This is a genomic window from Gelidibacter sp. (assembly GCF_039916245.1).
In the GTDB taxonomy this organism is placed as follows: Bacteria; Bacteroidota; Bacteroidia; order Flavobacteriales; family Flavobacteriaceae; genus Gelidibacter.
On record NZ_JBDSLS010000219.1, the window covers coordinates 1 to 20247 of the forward strand.

Sequence of the window (20247 nt, forward strand, 5' to 3'; positions counted from 1 at the left end):
AATTCTTCTTTAATCCTCTCAAAGATAATTACGTTCGCATCCACGGACATACCAATGGTCAATACGATACCCGCTAAACCAGGAAGCGTTAACACCGCGCCTAATCCCGAAAGCACACCAAAAATCAATAAGATGTTCAACAATAAAGCAACGTCGGCGAAAAGACCACCTCTACCATAATAAATAACCATCCAAACTAATACTAAGCCCAAAGCAATTAAGAAAGACGACGTACCACTTTGAATAGCCTCTTGACCTAATGACGCACCAACTTCGTCCGCTTGAACGATTTCAGCTTTTGCAGGTAATTTACCAGCTCTTAAAACGTTTGCTAAGTCAATGGCTTCGTTAAGTGTAAAAGACCCTGAGATTTCTGAATTTCCACCAGAAATAGGACCTGTAGTCACACCTGGAGCAGAATATACGATATCATCAAGAACGATAGCAATTTGACTTTGTTGAGCATAAGCTCTTCCAGTCATTTCCTCCCAAATCTTAGCGCCTTTTGTGTTCATTTGCATGCTTACAGAAGGTTGATTTCTTTGGGTATATTGTTGACTTGCATCAGTGATAACAGCTCCACTCAATTCTGGTGTATTATCTCTGTTGCCTTTAATGGCATATAAATCGACAAACTCACTGTTTTTTGCTTGGATTCCCCATGCAAATTTCACGTAACGTTGATCGGCTGGCAATAAAGAACGAACTTGTGGCATATTTAAATAAGCCATGATTTGATCTTTATCTTTCGCTTCAAAAGTAGCCACTACTGGACCACCAGATCCGTAACCTCTTAATAAATCTAAAATTGGGTTTTCGCCAACTTCAGTTGAATCTGTTTGGGCAATGACACCAGTCAATTCCTTAATTTTACTATCGGCATCATCAATTGTATCAGTTACAATTTCAGTTTCAACAACTTCACTTTTAACTCCTTTGTTTACTAAAGGCTTTAATGTTTCGTTAGCTTGCGCTAAAAACGGAAGAAACTCTTCACCTTTATAAACATCCCAAAACTCTAACTGTGCAGTACTTTGCAATAGGTTTTTGATACGTTCTACATCTTTGGCTCCAGGAAGTTCTACAAGGATACGTCCTGTATTTCCTAAACGCTGAATATTTGGAGAAGTAACTCCAAATTTATCAATACGTTTACGCAATACTTCAAAGGCAGAGATAATAGACTCGTCAACTTTTTTTCTGATGATTGGCTGTACCGCACGATCAGACATATCAAAAGTGATTTCTTCACTTAAGGTTCTGTTAGCAAAAATCTCTGGAGACGCTAATTTTTGATTGCCTTTTATTTTATCAAAAGCGATAAAAAAGTCATCAACATAAGGATTTTGACTTGTTTTTTGAAGCTCAGTGGCATCATCTAAAGCCTTATTAAAAACAGGGTCTTTACTGTTGTTTGAAAGACCTTTTAAAACGTCTTTAACAGAAATTTGAAGAATAACGTTAATACCACCTTTAAGGTCAAGCCCCAAGTTCATAGCCTTGTCTTTTACCTCATTGTAAGTATAACTTGCAATCCCCATGTCAAACACCTTTTGGTTTGAAATGGAATCTAAATAACTTGCCTCATCTGCTGCTCGTTTTATTGGGTCATCAGATTTACGCGCCGCATATTCCTCGGCACGATCATCAATCTGGTTCGCTTTGAATGTAAATGATAATTGGTAGATACTTACCAAACCAAATAACACAGCAAACAGCTTTACTAATCCTTTGTTTTGCATTACTTTAATTTTTTTTAAGTCAAATTTTTCAACGCGCAAATATAGAGTTTACGGACGATTTGACAATTGTTTTTAATGATTAAGTATGAATTGTTTAAAGCTCATATAGCTTTATAGAAATGAGTGCTGCTTTTTGAACGTCTCATCGTTTATTTTGAAGGTAAAAAGGAATTATTAAAAGCAAAAAAACTTTAAACCCTTTAGGACAAAGGGCCTGCCCTGACTTCAGGGATTTTATGTGATCGGTAATCTTTTGCAATTACAACAGCTCTTTGAAAGCTGAAGTTTACTTTTAAAATTTGTTCTGTGTTAACAATAAATGGTGCTTCACAAGGAATATAAAAGTTAGGATTTAAAAATCGCTGTTGGCCTGACTTAAGTTCGATAGCACATTTGCCACCTAAACTCGAATACGACGTTTGACCATGATGAATTTCATAAACATCAAGATTATAGCTTATGGATGTCTCTTTTGAAGGAAATTGGAAAGGAAATTCATTTTTATCCGAAGAAACAAAGCCTAAAGCAAGTTCTTTTTGAGTAGATAACAATTTTTTAATTCGCTCTACATTGGTTTTACTGTAATAACTGATGACCAATCGGCCATCTTCTTTTTCACTAACCTGAATATCTGCAACACCAATGCGCTGTAACTCTTGCTCTACAATATCAATTGTACGTTGGGCGTCGTTTAAAGAAATGTCCTCATTGGTAAACTGCAATACAATTTCCTGATTTGGAATTGTGGTTTGCTGCTGCCCTAAAACACTTCCTAATACAGCAATAAAGATGAGTGCTGCACCGAGGTACCATTTTGGTTGGATGATTATGTCTTTAATGTTTTTCAACGCGTAGGGCTTGGATCCGTTTTGGAATTTCAAAAATTAAAATTTGGGCGCGGATTTTCAATTCGCCAAATATATGAAAAAATAAAGACTGCATTTCTACAGTCCTCAAGTATTATTAAAGTATTCAAATGGGCTTACATACCTGGAAGATTATCCACTTTTGAATAGCCTTCAGGTGGCGTCAAATTAAATTTATCGTCAGATACTTTTTCTGCCTTGATCTCTGTAACTTCAATAGTCATATTTAAAGTCATGCCTTGTTGAGCAACTGCTGCAGTCATATACAATGGAAATCCTTTAAAATCCTTTCCAAGTGCCGCAGTTTGCTGAGAAATAGCTTTTAATTTATCGGTAGTATAAATTGCCATTTTCACATCTGCACCATCCTTTTTCATGGTCACATTGTACTTTGTGCATTCATAGCCAAGCACCGTCTTTTTCTCATTGGTTTTTTCGATGGTCACATTCTTTAAATCCTCCTCCGATGGCTGAATGTCTGATTCCATGTATTTTTTACCAATCATGGCATTGTCCATTAACACCATCGCCTTTTTCGAAGCATTGTCTGCAATAAACACTGTCGTTCCGGCCATCGGACTACTTGTTTCAGAACGGGATTTATCATTCTTAAAATAAGTCGTTGAAATCATTTCGCCCAACATGGCCAACTGTGCATTCATTTGTGGATTATCACTTGACATCGTTTGCTTTGAAATGATGACACCTTCATCAATTTGCTTTTGAGCGTACATGGAAACGCTCAAGATGCACATTGTAATAAACAGTATTTTTCTCATGGTTTTGTTTGGTTTTAAATTAATGAGATAAGTGCCTAAAATCATAATTTCCGACTTTAGGCACATATAATTCTACATACTTATAATTTACTGATTACAGTAAATCATTAGTCTTACGAACACCATCAGCGCTTTCAATCATGTGCGCTTTTTCAGCATCGCTCAATTCAATTTCTACAATTTTTTCGATACCGTTACGACCCAAAATTACGGGAGCTCCAATACAAATATCATTCAATCCGTATTCGCCTTCCAACAATACGGAGCAAGGGAACATTTTCTTTTGGTCACATGCAATCGCCTGAACCATTGCACTAACCGCTGCTCCCGGCGCGTACCATGCTGACGTACCCAATAACTTGGTCAATGTTGCACCACCTACTTTGGTGTCTTCCATAACTTGGCTTAAGCGCTCTTCTGATAAAAACTCAGATACTGGCACGCTGTTTCTAGTCGCCAAACGTGTTAAAGGCACCATTCCTGTATCACTATGACCACCAATAACCATTCCGTCAACATCACTTATTGGAGCCTCAAGAGCTTCTGCTAATCTGTATTTAAAACGTGCAGAATCCAACGCGCCACCCATTCCAATAATTCTATTTTTTGGAAGATTTGTCGATTTATGAACCAAATAAGTCATGGTATCCATCGGATTACTGACGACGATAATGATGGTGTTTGGAGAATATTTAATTAAACTTGAAGATACTTCTTTTACAATACCGGCGTTAATACCAATTAATTCCTCACGTGTCATTCCTGGTTTACGAGGAATACCAGAGGTAATTACGCAAACATCACTTTCTGCCGTTTTTGAATAATCATTAGTGACTCCTGATATTTTTGTGTCAAAACCATTTAAGGAAGCGGTTTGCATCAAGTCCATTGCTTTACCTTCAGCAAAACCTTCTTTAATATCCAACAGAATAACTTCACTTGCAAAATTTTTGATTGCGATATATTCTGCGCAGCTTGCTCCAACGGCTCCTGCTCCAACTACTGTAACTTTCATAATTATATATGTTTTTTAATGTGAAACTTCATGTTTAAAATGATAGCGAAATTACGAATAAAAATGCTTTTAATAAAGAAAGCACAAAATTTCCTCTTGTGCTTTCTGCATTAATATATAGTAAAATCAATTATCTCACGCTAAATGCAATACCAACCGTTGCCGTATTGTAATTCTGGAAGGTATAATCTGCAAATATCTTAAAGATACTTAGGTTAAGTCGCGTACCTAATGTTGCTCTCATACCATTGGCTTCAAAATCTAAATTTAAAGGATTGCTGATGGATTCTTGAGTGGTACCAATCAGATTTCCGTTGGCATCTTCAATATCATAAGTTAAAACGTAGTCTCCTTTCATTTTAACCGATGTTTTGCCATTGTTATAACCTACACTCCCATATAAGGTAATAATTTTAAAGTCCAAAGACGTCAAAGCCTGAACAGTCCATGTGTTCATTTTATAATCGACTTTGCCATTGGTCACGGCCACATCATCATTAGGATCTTCATCCAATATGGCATACCCGACGCTCATATTTGTAAAGGCACCTAATACAGAAATGCTCAACGGCAAATTCTCCATTGGTCCAAAATACTGGGTTAAATCATGTTGCAAGCCTAGACCATATAAGCTAGCTTCTAAATCCTCATCAAAATTTAATTTTGGTACAAAGCGTGCTTTAATATCCGTATTGAAAGGTAATCCAAACCCAATCTGCACCGTTGGTGCTGGCACGGCATTAACAGGTAAATCTTTAGTAATTCCCCCTGGCATTGTAAAACTTCCAACGCGATAGGTTCCGTTTCCATTGGGCACAGAGATATCTACCCTAATCTCGGCATCATTATCACTCATAACAGTTGGCAATTGAGTTTCTCCATCTGGCAGGCTTACATATTTATAATCGCTAGCCACGAACGCAAAGTTCTTCGCATTATTTGGTACAAACGACGCATTGACCCCGATAGTAATATCGAAACCAAATTTTTTATGAACTTTAGCCGTGGTTGCCCATCCGTCATTTATACTAAACATTAAGCCCTTCATCCCAGGATTTAAATATTTTTGAGTTAACAAACTCGCGTCATCTGCTGCTAATAAAATAGTTTCCAGTTCTTGCGCTTTACTTAATTGGACACTAAGAATTATAATAAAAGAGGCAATAAATTTTCTCATTTGAAGGTAGATTAAAATCGCGGCAAATTTATACAAATTCCCTAATAAACAACACATCCCTTGATTTTATGAGCTAACACTAAATATTAATCCACGAAACATATGGCCATAAAAAAACACCTAAGAATTAAGGTGTTTTTTACATTATTAAATAACAATCAGATCCGTTTAGGCATCGATTTTCGCATAAATTGCATTTTTCTCAATAAATTCTCTACGTGGCGGCACTTCATCACCCATCAACATTGAGAATACACGATCAGCTTCTGCGCCATTGTCAATTTGAACTTGACGCAAGGTACGGTAGTCTGGATTCATGGTCGTATCCCAAAGCTGCTCGGCATTCATCTCCCCAAGACCTTTATATCGTTGGATTCCTACGCTTCCACCAAATTGTTCTGAGATTTCATCACGTTCCTTATCACTCCAAGCATACTCTTTTCTTTGGCCTTTTTTAACCAAATACAAAGGTGGTGTGGCAATATATATATGACCGTTTTCAATCAATTCTTTCATATATCTGAAGAAGAACGTCAAAATTAAAGTAGCAATGTGGCTACCATCAATATCAGCATCACACATAATTACTACTTTATGGTAACGTAATTTTGAAAGGTTAAGCGCTTTACTATCTTCTTCGGTACCAATGGTAACGCCCAAAGCTGTAAAGATATTCTTGATCTCTTCATTTTCAAAAACACGGTGGGTCATTGCTTTTTCAACGTTCAGGATTTTACCTCGTAAAGGTAAGATGGCCTGAAACGCTCTGTCACGACCTTGTTTTGCAGTTCCACCTGCCGAATCACCCTCGACTAGAAACACTTCACATAGTGCAGGATCTTGTTCGGAACAGTCACTCAGTTTCCCAGGTAAACCTCCAATACTCATGACAGTTTTACGCTGTACCATTTCACGTGCTTTTTGAGCGGCGTGACGTGCTTGAGCTGCTAAAATTACCTTTTGAACAATAATTTTAGCATCTTCTGGATGTTCTTCCAAATAATTAGTCAACATTTCAGAAACCGCTTGGCTTACCGATGCTGAAACTTCTCTATTTCCTAACTTAGTTTTTGTTTGCCCTTCAAATTGTGGCTCTTGAACTTTTACAGAAATAATGGCCGTTAATCCTTCACGGAAGTCATCACCTGCAATTTCGAATTTCAAATTTTTTAGCAATCCGGAATCATCCGCATATTTTTTAAGCGTATGGGTCAAACCACGTCTAAATCCTGACAAATGCGTTCCACCTTCATGCGTGTTAATATTGTTAACATAGGAGTGCAAGTTTTCAGCATAACTGGTATTATAAATCATGGCAACCTCAACAGGAACACCATTCTTCTCCCCCTCAAACGCAATAACATCTTTCGTTAATGGCTCACGATTTCCATCTAAGAACTTGATAAACTCCTTAAGACCTTCTTCTGAATGAAATGTTTCACCCTCAAAAGTGCCGTCATCCTTTTTATGACGTTTATCAATTAAGTGAATTGTAATTCCTTTATTAAGATAGGCGAGCTCACGCATTCTACTTGCTAACGTATCATAACTATATTCTACGGTATGCGTAAAAATTGTTGCATCGGGTTTAAAAGTAATCGACGTTCCTCTTTTATCAGATTCTCCCACCTTCTTTACAGGATACATTGGTTTCCCTTTTTCGTATTCCTGCTCCCAGACTTCGCCATTTCTATAAACCAATGCCGTCAAATGTTCAGATAGTGCGTTCACACAACTGACACCAACACCATGCAATCCACCAGAAACCTTGTAGGAATCTTTATCGAATTTCCCACCCGCACCAATCTTGGTCATAACGACCTCTAGTGCAGAAACGCCTTCTTTTTTGTGTAAATCAATAGGAATTCCACGACCATCATCTTCGGTAGTAATAGAATTATCCTCATTGATGATTACCGTAATATTATTACAATGTCCGGCCATGGCCTCATCAATGGAGTTATCCACCACCTCATAAACCAAATGGTGCAAACCTCGCGTTCCCGTGTCTCCAATATACATGGAAGGACGCAAACGCACGTGCTCCATGCCTTCTAAGGCCTGAATGCTATCCGCTGAATAATTATCCTTATTAAACTCTTCTTTCATGTGTTTTTATTTATTGTTTTTAATGGTCACATGCTGTTCGCAATTAATCATTCCCTTGGGCGATTAATTTTTAGCATGCTCGTTTCATATATAATTGTCTATTAATTATTTTTATTTTCTATTATCCATTCCAACAACTCAATATTCTATACTATTGAATCAAAGAAATTCGACTTGAGGTTCTTATCCCGGCTGATTAAAAGCCATAAAAAAAATGATACTCGCGCATCATTTTTGGATACTCACAAAGATACGAAATACAGAGGCCTTTTAAAAGTATTTCACGGATTAACTGTTGAAATTATCAACATTTGTTAATTACTTAAAAAGAGCTTAAATCGCTTAAAAAACACCTTAAAATAGATTTCAACAGACTTTAACATCTCTTAAAAAGAGTAAAAACAACAAAATCTCGCTAAGGCGAGATTTTGAAATTTAAAAATTCAAGTTTATAAAGGATTTAAGCTTTCACATAAGCATCTGTATGTACTTTTGAAACTGCACGTCCACTAGGGTCGTTCATGTTTTTAAAGCTCTCATCCCACTCTAAAGCAATTTTTGTACTACAAGCCACTGAGGCTTCCTGAGGCACACATAATGCAGCCGTATCACTTGGGAAATATTCTGCGAAAATAGAACGGTAATAAAACTCCTCCTTGCTTGTTGGCGTTTGCAATGGGAACTTGTATTTGGCATTTGCCAATTGCTCATCGCTCACTTCGTTGTTTACCATTAATTTTAAGGTATCAATCCAGCTATAGCCTACACCATCACTAAATTGTTCTTTCTGCCTCCAAACGATACTTTCTGGCAACATATCTTCAAATGCCTTACGAACTACCCATTTTTCCATACGCTCGCCGTTGATCATTTTATCTTGTGGGTTAACGCGCATGGCAACATCCATAAATTCTTTATCTAAAAATGGTGTACGACCTTCAATTCCCCATGCTGCCAAGCTTTTGTTAGCACGCAAACAATCGTACATATGCAATTTACTCAATTTACGCACTGTTTCTTCATGAAATTCGCGAGGATTTGGCGCTTTGTGGAAATAAAGATAACCCCCAAACAATTCGTCCGCACCTTCTCCAGACAACACCATTTTAATACCCATCGACTTGATCACACGCGCCATCAAATACATTGGCGTACTGGCACGAATAGTAGTGACATCATAAGTTTCGAGGTTATAAATAACATCTCTCAATGCATCCAAACCTTCTTGAATGGTAAATTTTATTTCGTGATGAACGGTTCCGATATGATCTGCCACGACTCTTGCGGCAGCCAAATCTGGCGAACCTTCCAATCCTACAGAAAAACTATGCAATTGTGGGTACCAAGCCGCTTGCGTATCATCAGATTCGATGCGTCTGTCGGCATATTTTTTAGCAATGGCCGATGTTACCGACGAATCCAATCCGCCAGAAAGCAACACCCCATAAGGCACATCACTCATCAATTGCCTGTGCACAGCAGCCTCTAAAGCTTCTTTAATGGCTTTAATGCTGGTTTCGTTATCCTTGACCGCATCAAAATCGACCCATTCGCGTTTGTACCACTGCACGAATTTGCCATCCTTGCTGCTCATATAATGCCCTGGAGGAAATAATTCAATTTTTGTACAGTAACCTTCCAACGCTTTCAATTCTGAAGCGACATAAAAGGTTCCGTTTTGATCCCATCCAATATATAAAGGAATAATTCCCATATGGTCACGAGCTATGAAATACTCATCTTTTTCAACATCATAAATGGCAAATCCGAAGATACCGTTCATCTCATCAATAAAATCAACCCCTTTTTCTTGATATAAAGCCAAGATCACTTCACAATCGCTTTCAGTTTGAAACTTGTAATCAGGAAATTGTTTTCTTAACGCTCTGTGATTGTAGATTTCGCCATTCGCAGCCAAGACTAATTTTTTGTCTTCACTAAATAAAGGTTGCTTTCCTGAAGCAGGGTCAACGATCGCCAAACGCTCATGGGTCATGATCGCTTTGTCATTATTAAAAACGCCACTCCAATCCGGTCCGCGGTGACGGATTATTTTAGACATTTCCAATAATTGAGGTCTTAAATCTTCTGCTTTCTGTTTTAAATCAAAGGCACATACAATTCCACACATGATGATATTCTTTAGTATTAATATTTATTATAAATCTTAGGCAAATATGCGAACATCATACTAATTATAAAACCAATTAGTCAAAAATGGTTACAATTTGTAACTAAATAACAGTTTTTATCTTTAATTTAAAAGCTCATTTATTTTAAATGCTGGAATTTTATAATAAATGTAAACTTCCGTCTTAGCAATAAACTTTATAATTACTTTAAGACAATTAATTCTTAAATTTATCCTCAAAACAAAATAGAATTCTATGAAAACAGTCTTTAAATCACTAGCATTAACCTTGACTTTGGCATTCACTTTTACGGCCAATGCACAAAAATTTCCAGATCTAGATCCAAGTCCAATGGATGCTGCAACCTACCCGAGCAGTTATAAAATTTCTGAAAAGGCCATAAAAGTTATTTATAGCCGACCACAATTAAAAGGACGTGACCTGAACAAATTAGCACCAAATGATGATGTTTGGAGAACAGGTGCCAATGAGGCCACTGAAATTACCTTTTACAAACCTGTGAAGTTTGGAAATACCAAGGTTAAACCGGGAACCTATTCTTTATTTACAATTCCTGGAGACAAAGAATGGACGATTATTTTGAGTTCAGAAATTAATGTTTGGGGTGCTTATACTTACAAACAAGAAAATGATGTGGCTCGCATAAAAGTGCCCGTAACCAAAAGCAAGGATATTTTAGAAGCTTTCTCTATTGTTTTTGAAGAATCACCAACAGGAGCAGAGATGTATATGGGATGGGGCATGTTAAGAATCAAAGTGCCTTTTACGATACTATAGTCATTATCTTTTGAGATAAAAAAAAGAGTCTAGCATTTTGTTAGACTCTTTTTTATTTTATGGAATATTCAAATATTTATGCGTTTGCAAGGACACTTTCCACTGCGGATTTGCCATCACATAATCAACGATTAATGGCACCATCTTATCGCGATTGCTCCATTCTGGTTGCAAATATAAAATGCAATCGGCAGTCACTTTTGCAGCCTGCTCTTCGGCAAACCGGAAATCGTCTTTATTAAAGATAATGCATTTTAACTCGTTGGCATTTTCGTAAACCGCTTGAGTAGGGAGTTTCAACTTTTTGGGAGAGAGACAGATCCAATCCCAAGTTCCGGTTAATTGATAAGCACCAGAGGTTTCAATATGCGTTTGCATCCCTTTCTCCTTTAATTTTGCAGTTAAGGGATCCATATCCCACATTAAAGGTTCTCCTCCAGTAATCACAATGGTTTTACTATATCGAGCGGCATTTTCAACAATAGCGTCTATCATGGTTGGTGGATGCAGTTCAGCATTCCAGCTTTCTTTGACATCACACCAATGACATCCCACATCACAACCCCCAAGTCTTATAAAATAAGCCGCCGTTCCCTTATGGTAACCTTCGCCTTGTATCGTATAAAACTCCTCCATTAAAGGCAATAAAAGACCTTTATCTATCAATTCTTGTTTTTCACTCTTTGTCATAGGGTGCAAAGATACTTCATAATCCTAAAAGTTGGATGGCAAGTAATAGAAGTTTTTATTTGGAGGCAATTACGTCAATTTCTATGCTCGCATTGACCGCCAGACCACTTGCAGCAAAGGTTGTTCGCGCAGGTTTATTTGGAAAATATTCCTTGTATATTTTATTAAATGCAGCAAAATCTTCAATATCACTTAAAATGACGGTACACTTAACCACTTTATCTAAAGATGACTTATGATGCTCTAAAACAGCCTTGACATTTTCTATACACTGTTTAGTCTCCGCCTCAATTCCGCCATCAACAAGCGTTCGCGTTTGGTGATTCATTCCTACTTGGCCGCTTAAAAACAAAAAGCCATTGCTCTCAACCAGATCACTAAACGGCGCGTCTTGCTTTGTTGGCTCATGCGAATCATGAAACACAACCACATTGGGAGTCTGTTTGCACCCAAGGACAAACATCATGAGTAAAACGATGGAAAAAACAGATTTAAGTTTCATTTTTTATCTCTTTAACTTGACTAAAATTACACTATTTTTATGCAAAATTTAGAATTCATGGCCAGAAAAGATGAGTTTTTAAAACAGATTCAAGACGGAAACACCAATAAAGGCGGGTTTATTACTTTAGGCACCGCCATGTTGGATGGCGAACCTATTGCCGGCGCTTTTGTAAATGTTCCCTTAAAAACATTGAACCGACACGGACTGATTGCTGGGGCGACAGGAACTGGAAAAACCAAAACCCTTCAGGTATTAGCTGAAAACCTTTCTGAAAAAGGAATCCCCGTCCTATTAATGGATGTTAAGGGCGATTTAAGCGGATTGGCAGAAGCAGGTGCTAGAAACCAAAAAATTGATGAACGTCAGGCAAAAATTGGCATTCCTTATGAATCAAAAGCTTTTCCTGTTGAGATTTTAACGCTATCTCAACAAGATGGCGTACGATTAAGGGCGACGATTAGCGAATTTGGCCCTGTCCTCTTGTCGCGCATTCTCGATTTGTCAGATACGCAGTCGGGTATTGTTGCAGTGATTTTCAAATACTGTGATGATCATCAAATGCCACTATTGGATTTAAAGGATTTCAAAAAAATCTTGCAATATTCCACCCAAGAAGGAAAAGTTGAATTTGAGGAAGAATATGGCCGAATTTCAACCGCTTCAACAGGTACTATCCTAAGAAAACTTGTAGAACTGGAGCAGCAAGGTGCCGATTTGTTTTTCGGAGAAACCTCTTTCGAGGTCGATGACTTACTGAGAGTTGATGAAAATGGCAGAGGTTACATCAATATTATTAGATTGACCGACATTCAAGATCGCCCAAAATTGTTTTCGACTTTTATGTTAAGTCTTTTGGCTGAAATCTATACTACTTTTCCTGAAAAAGGAGATACCGACCGACCGGAACTTATCTTATTTATTGAAGAAGCACATTTGATTTTTAATGAAGCATCGAAAGCGCTTTTAAACCAAATTGAAACTATTGTCAAGCTCATCCGAAGTAAAGGTGTCGGGATTTATTTTGTAACCCAAAACCCAACTGACGTTCCTGAAGTTGTATTGAGTCAATTAGGATTAAAAGTACAGCATTCTTTACGGGCATTTACGGCAAACGACAGAAAAGCTATTAAGTTAGCAGCCCAAAATTATCCCGACTCGTCCTACTATGACACGGCAAGTGTTTTGACTTCTCTAGGAACTGGCGAAGCATTGGTTAGCGCCTTGGACGAAAAAGGCAAACCAACGCCTCTCGCGGCTACCATGGTGCGTGCGCCCATGAGCAGAATGGATATTTTAACTGACAACGAACTATCGAGCTTACTTTCAAAGTCGAAATTGATCAAAAAATACAACGACACTATTGACAGAGACAGTGCTTATGAAATGTTGAACAGAAAAATTAAAAGTGCAGCGGCTGAACAGCAAATAGAAAATGACAAGAAAGCATCGGAAGCTTCAAAAAAAACACAGTCCAAACCACGCCCGACGACCACACGTCGCAGTTCAGCAATGAATCCTGTTTTAAAGGTGCTAACCAGCGCTACATTTATAAGAAGTGTTTTTGGCATTTTGTCCAAAGTCATGAAGAAAAAGTAATCACAAACCATTATCACCCAATAACAAACCTCCATTTCACTGGAGTTAAAATCAATATTTCAAATGCATAAATCATTTATTTACATTGCTATAGTTTCTCTTTTATTGACCAGTTGCGGAAAAAATCAAGATCCTTTTCTGATTCAAAAACAAAATATTGGAAACTTAACGGATTCCACTCAAGTCAAAGATTTAAAAATGATTTTTGAGAAAGATTCTATTGCCAATTACAAAGGCGCAGATGAATTTACGGTAAACATCAGTGATATCAACATCTTTGACAAAGATGGCAAGCCGCTATTGAGTATTTCTCCTAAAACAAAAGCAGATTCAACCGCAACAGTGAGCAGTGTTCGCATCTTGGATCCACGATATAAGACTGAGAAAGGGATTTCTACTTTAAGCACGTTCAAGGATATCGAAAAGGCCTATACCATTTCAAAAATCGATAATCTTATCAGCTTCATCATTGTTAACGTCAAGGAAATCAATGCCTCGTTCACGATTGACAAAAACGAGTTGCCTTCCAATCTTCGCTTTGATAGAAGCATATCGATTGTGGCTTCTCAAATTCCGGACAACGCAAAAATTAAATATTTTTTCGTGCATTGGAACTAAACCAACAAAAATAAAAGATGAGTTCATTTTTCTCAAAACTGTTAGTCACGATTGCTCGGAAAAAACTTGAGCAAGAGAACTCGTCTGCAACAATAAAAAATAGACAAGTCATCCCTTTAGCGCGACAGATTAAAATAGAAATCAAGCACGCGATAAAGGATTACACCTCTCTTCTCATTGGCGTATTTTCAGCCGGTTTTGGCTTGAAGGGGTTTTTATTGCCCAATCGTTTTATAGATGGCGGTGCCACGGGTATTTCCTTACTTTTAGATAATTTTACCGAAATTGATTTGAGTTATTTACTAATTTTGGTGAACATTCCTTTTTTAATTCTTGCAATAAAAACATTCAGCACAAAATTTGCGATTAAAAGTGGCATTACCATTGCCTTATTAGCCCTCGTCGTACATTATGTGGACTATCCAATAATAACAGAAGATCGTTTATTGATTGCAGTTTTCGGAGGTTTCTTTCTTGGGTTGGGCATCGGGTTAGCCATGAGAGGCGGCAGTGTTATTGACGGTACAGAAGTATTGGCCATTTGGCTCAGCAAAAAACTCTCCATCACAGTTGGCGACGTATTACTGCTGATTAATATTATCATTTTTTCGTTTGCAGCCTATGTTTTATCTATAGAAATTGCACTATATGCGATATTGACCTATTTATCTGCAGCAAAAACGGTCGACTTTGTTGTGGATGGGGTTGAACAATATGTTGGGGTTACCATCATTTCGGAAAAACATCAAGCACTCAAAACAATGATTGTTACAAAACTAAAATGCGCCTGTACCATTTATGCTGGAAAAGGCGGCTATGGCGCACATGGCGAAAGCTATGAAAAAGATATTATCTATACCGTTGTAACCCGATTGGAACTCGCGAAACTACATACAGAAATCGACAAAATTGACGAACACGCATTTATTATCATGGGACTTGTGAAGGATACTAAAGGCGGAATGATAAAACGGAAACCTTTAAATAAAAGTAAAAAGTGATGCGTCTTATGACGGATGACCGAGGACTGATGACCGAGGACTGATGACCGAGGACAGAAGACCGAGGACTGATGACTGAGGACTGATGACCCGCCCGAACGTTCCTTTTCGGTACGGACAGGCTGAGGACTGATTGATTAAAATTTAAAAACAGAAAAAACGAATGTCAAATAAACGCTATAAAATTCAAAACGCTCCATTTGTTGTACCAACAACCGATGGAAAAATAATCAAAGAGCACTTTGGAAGGGCTACAGATGGTAATTCCCAAATCAGCATTGCGCATATGGTCGCACCGGCAGGTTGGAGTGAACCTTTTCAAACCCCAGAATTTGATGAATACACATTTATCATCAGCGGTAAAAAACAATTTATCATCGAAGGAGACACCATAATCTTATCGGCTGGCGAATCGATAAAAATTCAAAAAAACACTCGGGTTCAATATTCCAATCCTTATACCGAGCCTTGTGAATACCTTGCTATTTGTCTCCCAGCATTTTCTATGGATCTCGTTAACAGAGAAGACTAATCCCTATTTAGAGATTTATGAAAGAACTCGTAGTCAAATTAATCGGGAATTATATCAATATGCTGAGTTATATATCCAAACCTTATGCAGCCAACAAGGCGATGTATTTATTCACGACACCAAGAGCTGGAAAAGTAAACGAGGAGCAGTCCGACTTTTTACATACCGCCTATCAAGAAGAGTTGAAGTTTGAAAACCATCGGATCATGACCTATAGATGGCTTGGCACAAAACAAACCATACTTTTAACTCATGGTTGGGAGAGCAATTCTGCGCGATGGAAAAAACTAATCATCGATCTTAAAAAGAAAGGTTTCAATGTTGTTGCTCTTGATGCACCAGCTCACGGAAGATCAGGGGGAAACATATTTAATGCCCTATTATACGCCGAGTTCATAAATGTAGTTGCCAATCGGTTTTCACCAGACATCATCATTGGGCATTCTGTTGGTGGGATGGCATCAGTTTATTTTCAGCATAAATATCAATTCGCACCATTAAAAAAATTAGTTCTGCTTGGATCTCCGTCAGAATTTAAAGATGTTATGAAACGCTATACAGATATGTTGGGCTATAATCAACGCATTGTTTCAGAATTACAACACACTATTGTTGAACGCTTTGGCAGTCCGGCAGAGACTTTTTCAACGGCAAAATTTCTTGAAACCATCGCATCCGAAGGACTGATTATTCATGATGAAGATGATCGTATTATTCCATACAAGGATGCTTTGCTTATAAAAAACAGTTTCAAAAACAGCAAACTGATTACTACAAAAGGTTTGGGCCATTCCTTAATCGATGCCTCAGTTGCTGAACATATTTACGCATTTATTGACGCATAAACTATTACCTTTGTTTTATGGAAGAAAATCTCAAACGAATCAACAAATTTTTAAGTGAAGTTGGCTATTGCTCGCGCAGGGAAGCTGACAAACTCATTGAAGCAGGCCGCGTAACCATCAACGGAAAAATCCCGGAAATGGGCACAAAAATCTCAGAAAAGGATGTCGTTCATGTGGATGGAAAACCAATCAAAGATACCAAGGAAGCATTTGTTTACTTGGCCTTCAACAAACCTATCGGAATAGTATGCACGACCGATACCCGTGTTGAAAAAGATAATATCATTGATTATATCAAGTATCCTAAACGCATTTTTCCAATTGGTCGACTCGATAAGCCTAGTGAAGGATTAATCCTTCTGACGGATGATGGCGACATCGTCAACAAAATCTTAAGAGCCACCAATAATAACGAGAAGGAATATATTGTAACGGTAGACAAACCTATTTCCCAAACTTTTATTGAACGCATGTCGAATGGCGTACCCGTTTTAGATCGCATTTCGAACAAATGTGTGGTTGAGAAATTAGGAACCTACGAATTCAGGATTATTCTGACCCAAGGTTTGAACCGACAAATCCGCAGGATGTGTGAGTATTTGGACTATGAAGTTGTGGCCTTAAAACGTATCCGAATCATGAATATCAAATTGGATATTCCGGTTGGTACACATCGCGAATTGACTGAAGCGGAGTTTAAAAACTTAAATGAACTCTTAGAAGATTCATCAAAACAAGTCATAGAAAACCCAACGAAAAAAATCCCGACAGCAGAACGTCCATCCAGAAGAAAAAGTTAGTAAAACGTTATTTGATTAAATCAACACCATAAGCTATGACTACAGAATTATCGCCATTCCACATTGCCATTCCCGTTCACAATCTTGAAGAATGTAGAACTTTTTACAAGGACATTTTAAACTGTGAGGAAGGTAGAAGCTCTGACCATTGGGTGGATTTTAATTTCTTCGGACATCAATTGGTCATTCATTATAAAGAAAAATCAGCCGAAGATTTACACACCAATCCTGTGGATGGCAAGCATGTGCCCGTACCTCATTATGGTGTAGTGCTCCCATGGGACGTATTTCATGATTTTGCCGAAAATATCAGAGCTAAAGGTGTTCAATTTATAATAGAACCTTATATCCGATTTGAGGGTCAGGTTGGAGAACAGACGACCATGTTTTTTCTAGATCCAGCTGGCAATGCACTCGAATTTAAAGCCTTTAAGGATATGGGACAATTATTTGCCAAATAGCAAAAAATACATCTAAAGCTATATCAATAAAAACACGCTTAATCTGTTGTCATCCTTGACACGATTAAGCGTATTTTTATATAAGTTAAATTTCGAAATACTGATTTGTAATTCCTAAGATTTAATTAGATTTTAAATTGACGTTCGCGTGCCAACAAGGTGTTTTTAAGCAACATGGCAATCGTCATTGGCCCAACACCTCCAGGTACTGGTGTAATAAAGCTTGCTTTTTTACTGACGTTTTCAAAATCCACATCGCCTGTAATTCGATAGCCTTTTTCGCTGTTCTCATCAGGAACTCTGGTAATTCCAACATCAATAATGACTACGTCATCCTTAACCATTTCCGCTTTTAAGAAATTCGGAACGCCAAGTGCAGAAATAATGATATCTGCCTGAGAAGTAATTTGAGTGATATTTTTGGTATGGCTATGCGTTAAAGTAACGGTTGAGTTTCCTGGGAATCCTTTTCTACCCATCAAAATACTCATCGGCCTTCCAACAATGTGGCTTCTACCAATCACAACCGTATGTTTTCCTTGCGTTTCCACACCGTATCTGTCTAACAATTCCAATATCCCAAACGGCGTTGCAGGAATAAATGTCGACATATCCAAAGCCATTCTTCCAAAGTTCATCGGATGGAAACCATCCACATCTTTATTTGGATCTACAGCTAAAAGTACTTTTTGAGTGTCTATCTGTTTTGGTAATGGCAGCTGAATAATAAATCCATCAATATCTGGATTTTCATTTAACTCACGAATTTTTTCCAGCAATTCAACTTCACTGGTGGTGTTGGACATCCGCACCATGGTAGAATCAAATCCCACACGCTCACAGGCTTTCACTTTACTAGCCACATAAGTTAAACTCGCACCATCATTGCCCACTATTATCGCAGCAAGATGCGGTGCCTTTTCGCCATTAGCTTTCATTTTTTTAACCTGTTCAGCAATTTCATTCTTAATGTCGTTGCTTACTTTTTTTCCGTCTAGTAATACCATGTGTTTTATATTTGATTAGCTGCGAGTAGTTTTCAGTCGCAGTGGCAGTATTCAGTTGCTTACTCTTGAGGTTTTTCCCAAATCAATTAGGGTCGTTAATCATATAATTAACTTCTCTAATAGTTTTCAGTCGCAGTGTCAGTTTTCAGTACTCACTCTTCCGGTTTTACTCAAAATTTATCAGGATAATTAATCAACTTTCCTATTTTAATTACTTCTTTTCTAACTTTTCAAAATCATCTATTATCGCTCCACTACTGTGACTGAAAACCGAGACTGAAAACTGAGACTCAAAGGTTCACTCTTCTGGTTTCACTCCAAATTTGTCAGGATTATTAATCATATAATTAATTAACTTTCCAATTTCAATGACTTCTTTTTCTAATTTTTCAAAATCTTCTCTTTTCAAATATTCACAAGCCAGGGCATAATCCAACCATACACTTGTTTCTGAATTTTCTCCATCAGCATCTGTCAATTTACTAATGAAATGCCTGGGATATCTTCTTTTTCGATATGACTCTGCAATATTTGCAGAAACAGATCGGGAACTTCTTCTAATTTGATCAGTTAAAGCGTAAGTTTCCTCTTTTGGAAAGGATTTAGAAAAATCATAAATAGCCATCCCTAAATCAAATGATTTTTTATATGCTATTAATTTCTTGAAATCCATACTTAGTTTTTTTACTGTGACCAAAATCTGAGACTGTCCACCGCGACTGAGACTGAAAACTGAGACTAAAAACTAAAAACCTACTTCATATTCTTCATCGCCTGCATCATGGCCTTTCCTTTGCCACCTTGCATCATCTTCATCATCTTGCTCATTTGGTCAAATTGTTTCAGCAACTGATTCACTTCCTGAACCGAAGTTCCTGAACCTTTACCAATACGCTTCTTTCTACTAGCATTAATGATTGATGGATTAGTTCTTTCCTCAACCGTCATGGAGTGGATGATCGCTTCAATACCTTTGAAAGCATCATCATCGATATCAACATCTTTCATCATTTTTCCAGCTCCAGGAATCATGCCGATAAGATCCTTCATGTTCCCCATCTTTTTGATCTGCTGAATTTGCTTCAAGAAATCATCAAAACCGAATTGATTCTTTGCAATTTTCTTCTGAAGTTTGCGTGCTTCCTCTTCATCAAACTGCTCCTGAGCACGTTCAACAAGAGAAACAACGTCACCCATCCCCAAAATACGATCGGCCATACGTGATGGATAGAAGATATCAATAGCTTCCATTTTCTCACCAGTACCAATAAACTTAATCGGCTTATTGACTACAGCTTTAATCGAAATGGCCGCACCACCACGAGTATCACCATCTAATTTGGTAAGGATAACACCATCAAAATTTAAGACATCATTAAAGGCTTTTGCCGTATTAACAGCATCTTGACCGGTCATGGCATCGACCACAAATAAGGTTTCTTGCGGTTGAATAGCTTTATGAATGTTCGAAATCTCGGTCATCATTGCCTCATCAACTGCCAAACGTCCAGCGGTATCTATAATAACCACGTTAAAGCCATTAGCTTTAGCATAAGCAACACCTGCTTTGGCAA

At 37.7% G+C, this 20247-nt stretch carries 19 protein-coding genes and 1 pseudogene; 8 read left to right on the top strand and 12 right to left on the bottom strand.

Going from position 1 to position 20247, the window contains the following annotated elements; genetic code table 11:
- The 7 genes from secD to asnB all read right to left on the bottom strand — a co-directional run.
- Window positions 1-1742 (bottom strand): protein translocase subunit SecD (gene secD / locus ABIQ28_RS11535; RefSeq protein ID WP_348037439.1); only part of this gene is annotated, 1742 nt, incomplete at its 3' end.
- Between the two features lie 200 nt (window positions 1743-1942).
- Window positions 1943-2623 (bottom strand): hypothetical protein, encoded by a 681-nt coding sequence (locus ABIQ28_RS11540; RefSeq protein ID WP_348037441.1) that lies wholly within the window; start codon window positions 2621-2623, stop codon window positions 1943-1945.
- Between the two features lie 101 nt (window positions 2624-2724).
- A complete protein-coding gene (locus ABIQ28_RS11545) occupies window positions 2725-3387 on the bottom strand; it encodes a DUF4412 domain-containing protein (protein ID WP_348037443.1) in 663 nt (220 codons plus the stop codon).
- A gap of 94 nt (window positions 3388-3481) precedes the next feature.
- Entirely contained in the window at window positions 3482-4402 is a 921-nt protein-coding gene (gene mdh / locus ABIQ28_RS11550) for a malate dehydrogenase (protein ID WP_348037445.1), read from the bottom strand.
- A gap of 130 nt (window positions 4403-4532) precedes the next feature.
- Window positions 4533-5579, bottom strand: a complete 1047-nt coding sequence (locus tag ABIQ28_RS11555) for a DUF6588 family protein (RefSeq protein ID WP_348037447.1) — start codon at window positions 5577-5579, stop codon at window positions 4533-4535.
- Between the two features lie 168 nt (window positions 5580-5747).
- Complete coding sequence (gene gyrB, locus ABIQ28_RS11560) at window positions 5748-7688, bottom strand: DNA topoisomerase (ATP-hydrolyzing) subunit B (RefSeq protein WP_348037449.1); 1941 nt, start codon at window positions 7686-7688, stop codon at window positions 5748-5750.
- A gap of 460 nt (window positions 7689-8148) precedes the next feature.
- On the bottom strand, window positions 8149-9819 hold the full coding sequence (gene asnB / locus ABIQ28_RS11565) for an asparagine synthase B (RefSeq protein WP_348037451.1): 1671 nt from the start codon (window positions 9817-9819) through the stop codon (window positions 8149-8151).
- A 256-nt stretch (window positions 9820-10075) separates the two neighbouring features.
- Between asnB and ABIQ28_RS11570 the strand changes: the two genes are divergently transcribed.
- Window positions 10076-10618 carry a DUF2911 domain-containing protein gene (locus tag ABIQ28_RS11570; protein WP_348037453.1) on the top strand — a complete coding sequence of 181 codons (543 nt, stop codon included), beginning with the start codon at window positions 10076-10078 and terminating at the stop codon, window positions 10616-10618.
- Between the two features lie 57 nt (window positions 10619-10675).
- Here ABIQ28_RS11570 and ABIQ28_RS11575 read toward each other — a convergent pair whose 3' ends face one another.
- Window positions 10676-11308, bottom strand: coding sequence for a 7-carboxy-7-deazaguanine synthase QueE (locus tag ABIQ28_RS11575; RefSeq protein ID WP_348037455.1), 633 nt, complete (start codon window positions 11306-11308; stop codon window positions 10676-10678).
- A 55-nt stretch (window positions 11309-11363) separates the two neighbouring features.
- Window positions 11364-11810 carry a RidA family protein gene (locus ABIQ28_RS11580; RefSeq protein WP_348037457.1) on the bottom strand — a complete coding sequence of 149 codons (447 nt, stop codon included), beginning with the start codon at window positions 11808-11810 and terminating at the stop codon, window positions 11364-11366.
- A 57-nt stretch (window positions 11811-11867) separates the two neighbouring features.
- Here ABIQ28_RS11580 and ABIQ28_RS11585 point away from each other — a divergent pair, with 57 nt between their 5' ends.
- From ABIQ28_RS11585 to ABIQ28_RS11615, 7 genes are all read left to right on the top strand, one after another.
- Window positions 11868-13409: a helicase HerA-like domain-containing protein gene (locus ABIQ28_RS11585; RefSeq protein ID WP_348037475.1), complete on the top strand. Its 1542-nt coding sequence runs from the start codon at window positions 11868-11870 to the stop codon at window positions 13407-13409.
- A gap of 63 nt (window positions 13410-13472) precedes the next feature.
- Window positions 13473-14027, top strand: a complete 555-nt coding sequence (locus tag ABIQ28_RS11590; RefSeq protein ID WP_348037459.1) for a hypothetical protein — start codon at window positions 13473-13475, stop codon at window positions 14025-14027.
- Window positions 14028-14044: 17 nt separating this feature from the next.
- Window positions 14045-15028, top strand: a complete 984-nt coding sequence (locus ABIQ28_RS11595) for a YitT family protein (protein WP_348037461.1) — start codon at window positions 14045-14047, stop codon at window positions 15026-15028.
- Between the two features lie 163 nt (window positions 15029-15191).
- Entirely contained in the window at window positions 15192-15560 is a 369-nt protein-coding gene (locus ABIQ28_RS11600; protein WP_348037463.1) for a cupin domain-containing protein, read from the top strand.
- A 17-nt stretch (window positions 15561-15577) separates the two neighbouring features.
- A complete protein-coding gene (locus tag ABIQ28_RS11605) occupies window positions 15578-16405 on the top strand; it encodes an alpha/beta hydrolase (RefSeq protein ID WP_348037465.1) in 828 nt (275 codons plus the stop codon).
- A 17-nt stretch (window positions 16406-16422) separates the two neighbouring features.
- Window positions 16423-17205, top strand: a complete 783-nt coding sequence (rluF, locus tag ABIQ28_RS11610; protein WP_348037467.1) for a 23S rRNA pseudouridine(2604) synthase RluF — start codon at window positions 16423-16425, stop codon at window positions 17203-17205.
- 35 nt (window positions 17206-17240) lie between these two features.
- Complete coding sequence (locus tag ABIQ28_RS11615; RefSeq protein WP_348037469.1) at window positions 17241-17666, top strand: VOC family protein; 426 nt, start codon at window positions 17241-17243, stop codon at window positions 17664-17666.
- A gap of 125 nt (window positions 17667-17791) precedes the next feature.
- Here ABIQ28_RS11615 and ABIQ28_RS11620 read toward each other — a convergent pair whose 3' ends face one another.
- The 3 genes and pseudogenes from ABIQ28_RS11620 to ABIQ28_RS11630 all read right to left on the bottom strand — a co-directional run.
- Window positions 17792-18673 (bottom strand): tetrahydrofolate dehydrogenase/cyclohydrolase catalytic domain-containing protein, encoded by an 882-nt coding sequence (locus ABIQ28_RS11620; RefSeq protein WP_348037471.1) that lies wholly within the window; start codon window positions 18671-18673, stop codon window positions 17792-17794.
- A 298-nt stretch (window positions 18674-18971) separates the two neighbouring features.
- Window positions 18972-19346, bottom strand: coding sequence for a four helix bundle protein (locus ABIQ28_RS11625; RefSeq protein WP_348037473.1), 375 nt, complete (start codon window positions 19344-19346; stop codon window positions 18972-18974).
- Window positions 19347-19426: 80 nt separating this feature from the next.
- Window positions 19427-20247, bottom strand: a pseudogene (locus ABIQ28_RS11630) (signal recognition particle protein); the annotation flags it as partial.

What these genes read in the sequence shown, in the direction of transcription:
- asnB (WP_348037451.1), bottom strand. Translation starts at nt 9,819, where the DNA reads ATGTGTGGAATTGTATGTGCCTTTGATTTAAAACAGAAAGCAGAAGAT.
- ABIQ28_RS11570 (WP_348037453.1), top strand. Translation starts at nt 10,076, where the DNA reads ATGAAAACAGTCTTTAAATCACTAGCATTAACCTTGACTTTGGCATTC.
- ABIQ28_RS11605 (WP_348037465.1), top strand. Translation starts at nt 15,578, where the DNA reads ATGAAAGAACTCGTAGTCAAATTAATCGGGAATTATATCAATATGCTG.
- ABIQ28_RS11585 (WP_348037475.1), top strand. Translation starts at nt 11,868, where the DNA reads ATGGCCAGAAAAGATGAGTTTTTAAAACAGATTCAAGACGGAAACACC.
- rluF (WP_348037467.1), top strand. Translation starts at nt 16,423, where the DNA reads ATGGAAGAAAATCTCAAACGAATCAACAAATTTTTAAGTGAAGTTGGC.
- ABIQ28_RS11625 (WP_348037473.1), bottom strand. Translation starts at nt 19,346, where the DNA reads ATGGATTTCAAGAAATTAATAGCATATAAAAAATCATTTGATTTAGGG.
- ABIQ28_RS11545 (WP_348037443.1), bottom strand. Translation starts at nt 3,387, where the DNA reads ATGAGAAAAATACTGTTTATTACAATGTGCATCTTGAGCGTTTCCATG.
- ABIQ28_RS11575 (WP_348037455.1), bottom strand. Translation starts at nt 11,308, where the DNA reads ATGACAAAGAGTGAAAAACAAGAATTGATAGATAAAGGTCTTTTATTG.
- ABIQ28_RS11595 (WP_348037461.1), top strand. Translation starts at nt 14,045, where the DNA reads ATGAGTTCATTTTTCTCAAAACTGTTAGTCACGATTGCTCGGAAAAAA.
- mdh (WP_348037445.1), bottom strand. Translation starts at nt 4,402, where the DNA reads ATGAAAGTTACAGTAGTTGGAGCAGGAGCCGTTGGAGCAAGCTGCGCA.
- ABIQ28_RS11600 (WP_348037463.1), top strand. Translation starts at nt 15,192, where the DNA reads ATGTCAAATAAACGCTATAAAATTCAAAACGCTCCATTTGTTGTACCA.
- ABIQ28_RS11590 (WP_348037459.1), top strand. Translation starts at nt 13,473, where the DNA reads ATGCATAAATCATTTATTTACATTGCTATAGTTTCTCTTTTATTGACC.
- ABIQ28_RS11580 (WP_348037457.1), bottom strand. Translation starts at nt 11,810, where the DNA reads ATGAAACTTAAATCTGTTTTTTCCATCGTTTTACTCATGATGTTTGTC.
- ABIQ28_RS11555 (WP_348037447.1), bottom strand. Translation starts at nt 5,579, where the DNA reads ATGAGAAAATTTATTGCCTCTTTTATTATAATTCTTAGTGTCCAATTA.
- ABIQ28_RS11615 (WP_348037469.1), top strand. Translation starts at nt 17,241, where the DNA reads ATGACTACAGAATTATCGCCATTCCACATTGCCATTCCCGTTCACAAT.
- ABIQ28_RS11620 (WP_348037471.1), bottom strand. Translation starts at nt 18,673, where the DNA reads ATGGTATTACTAGACGGAAAAAAAGTAAGCAACGACATTAAGAATGAA.
- gyrB (WP_348037449.1), bottom strand. Translation starts at nt 7,688, where the DNA reads ATGAAAGAAGAGTTTAATAAGGATAATTATTCAGCGGATAGCATTCAG.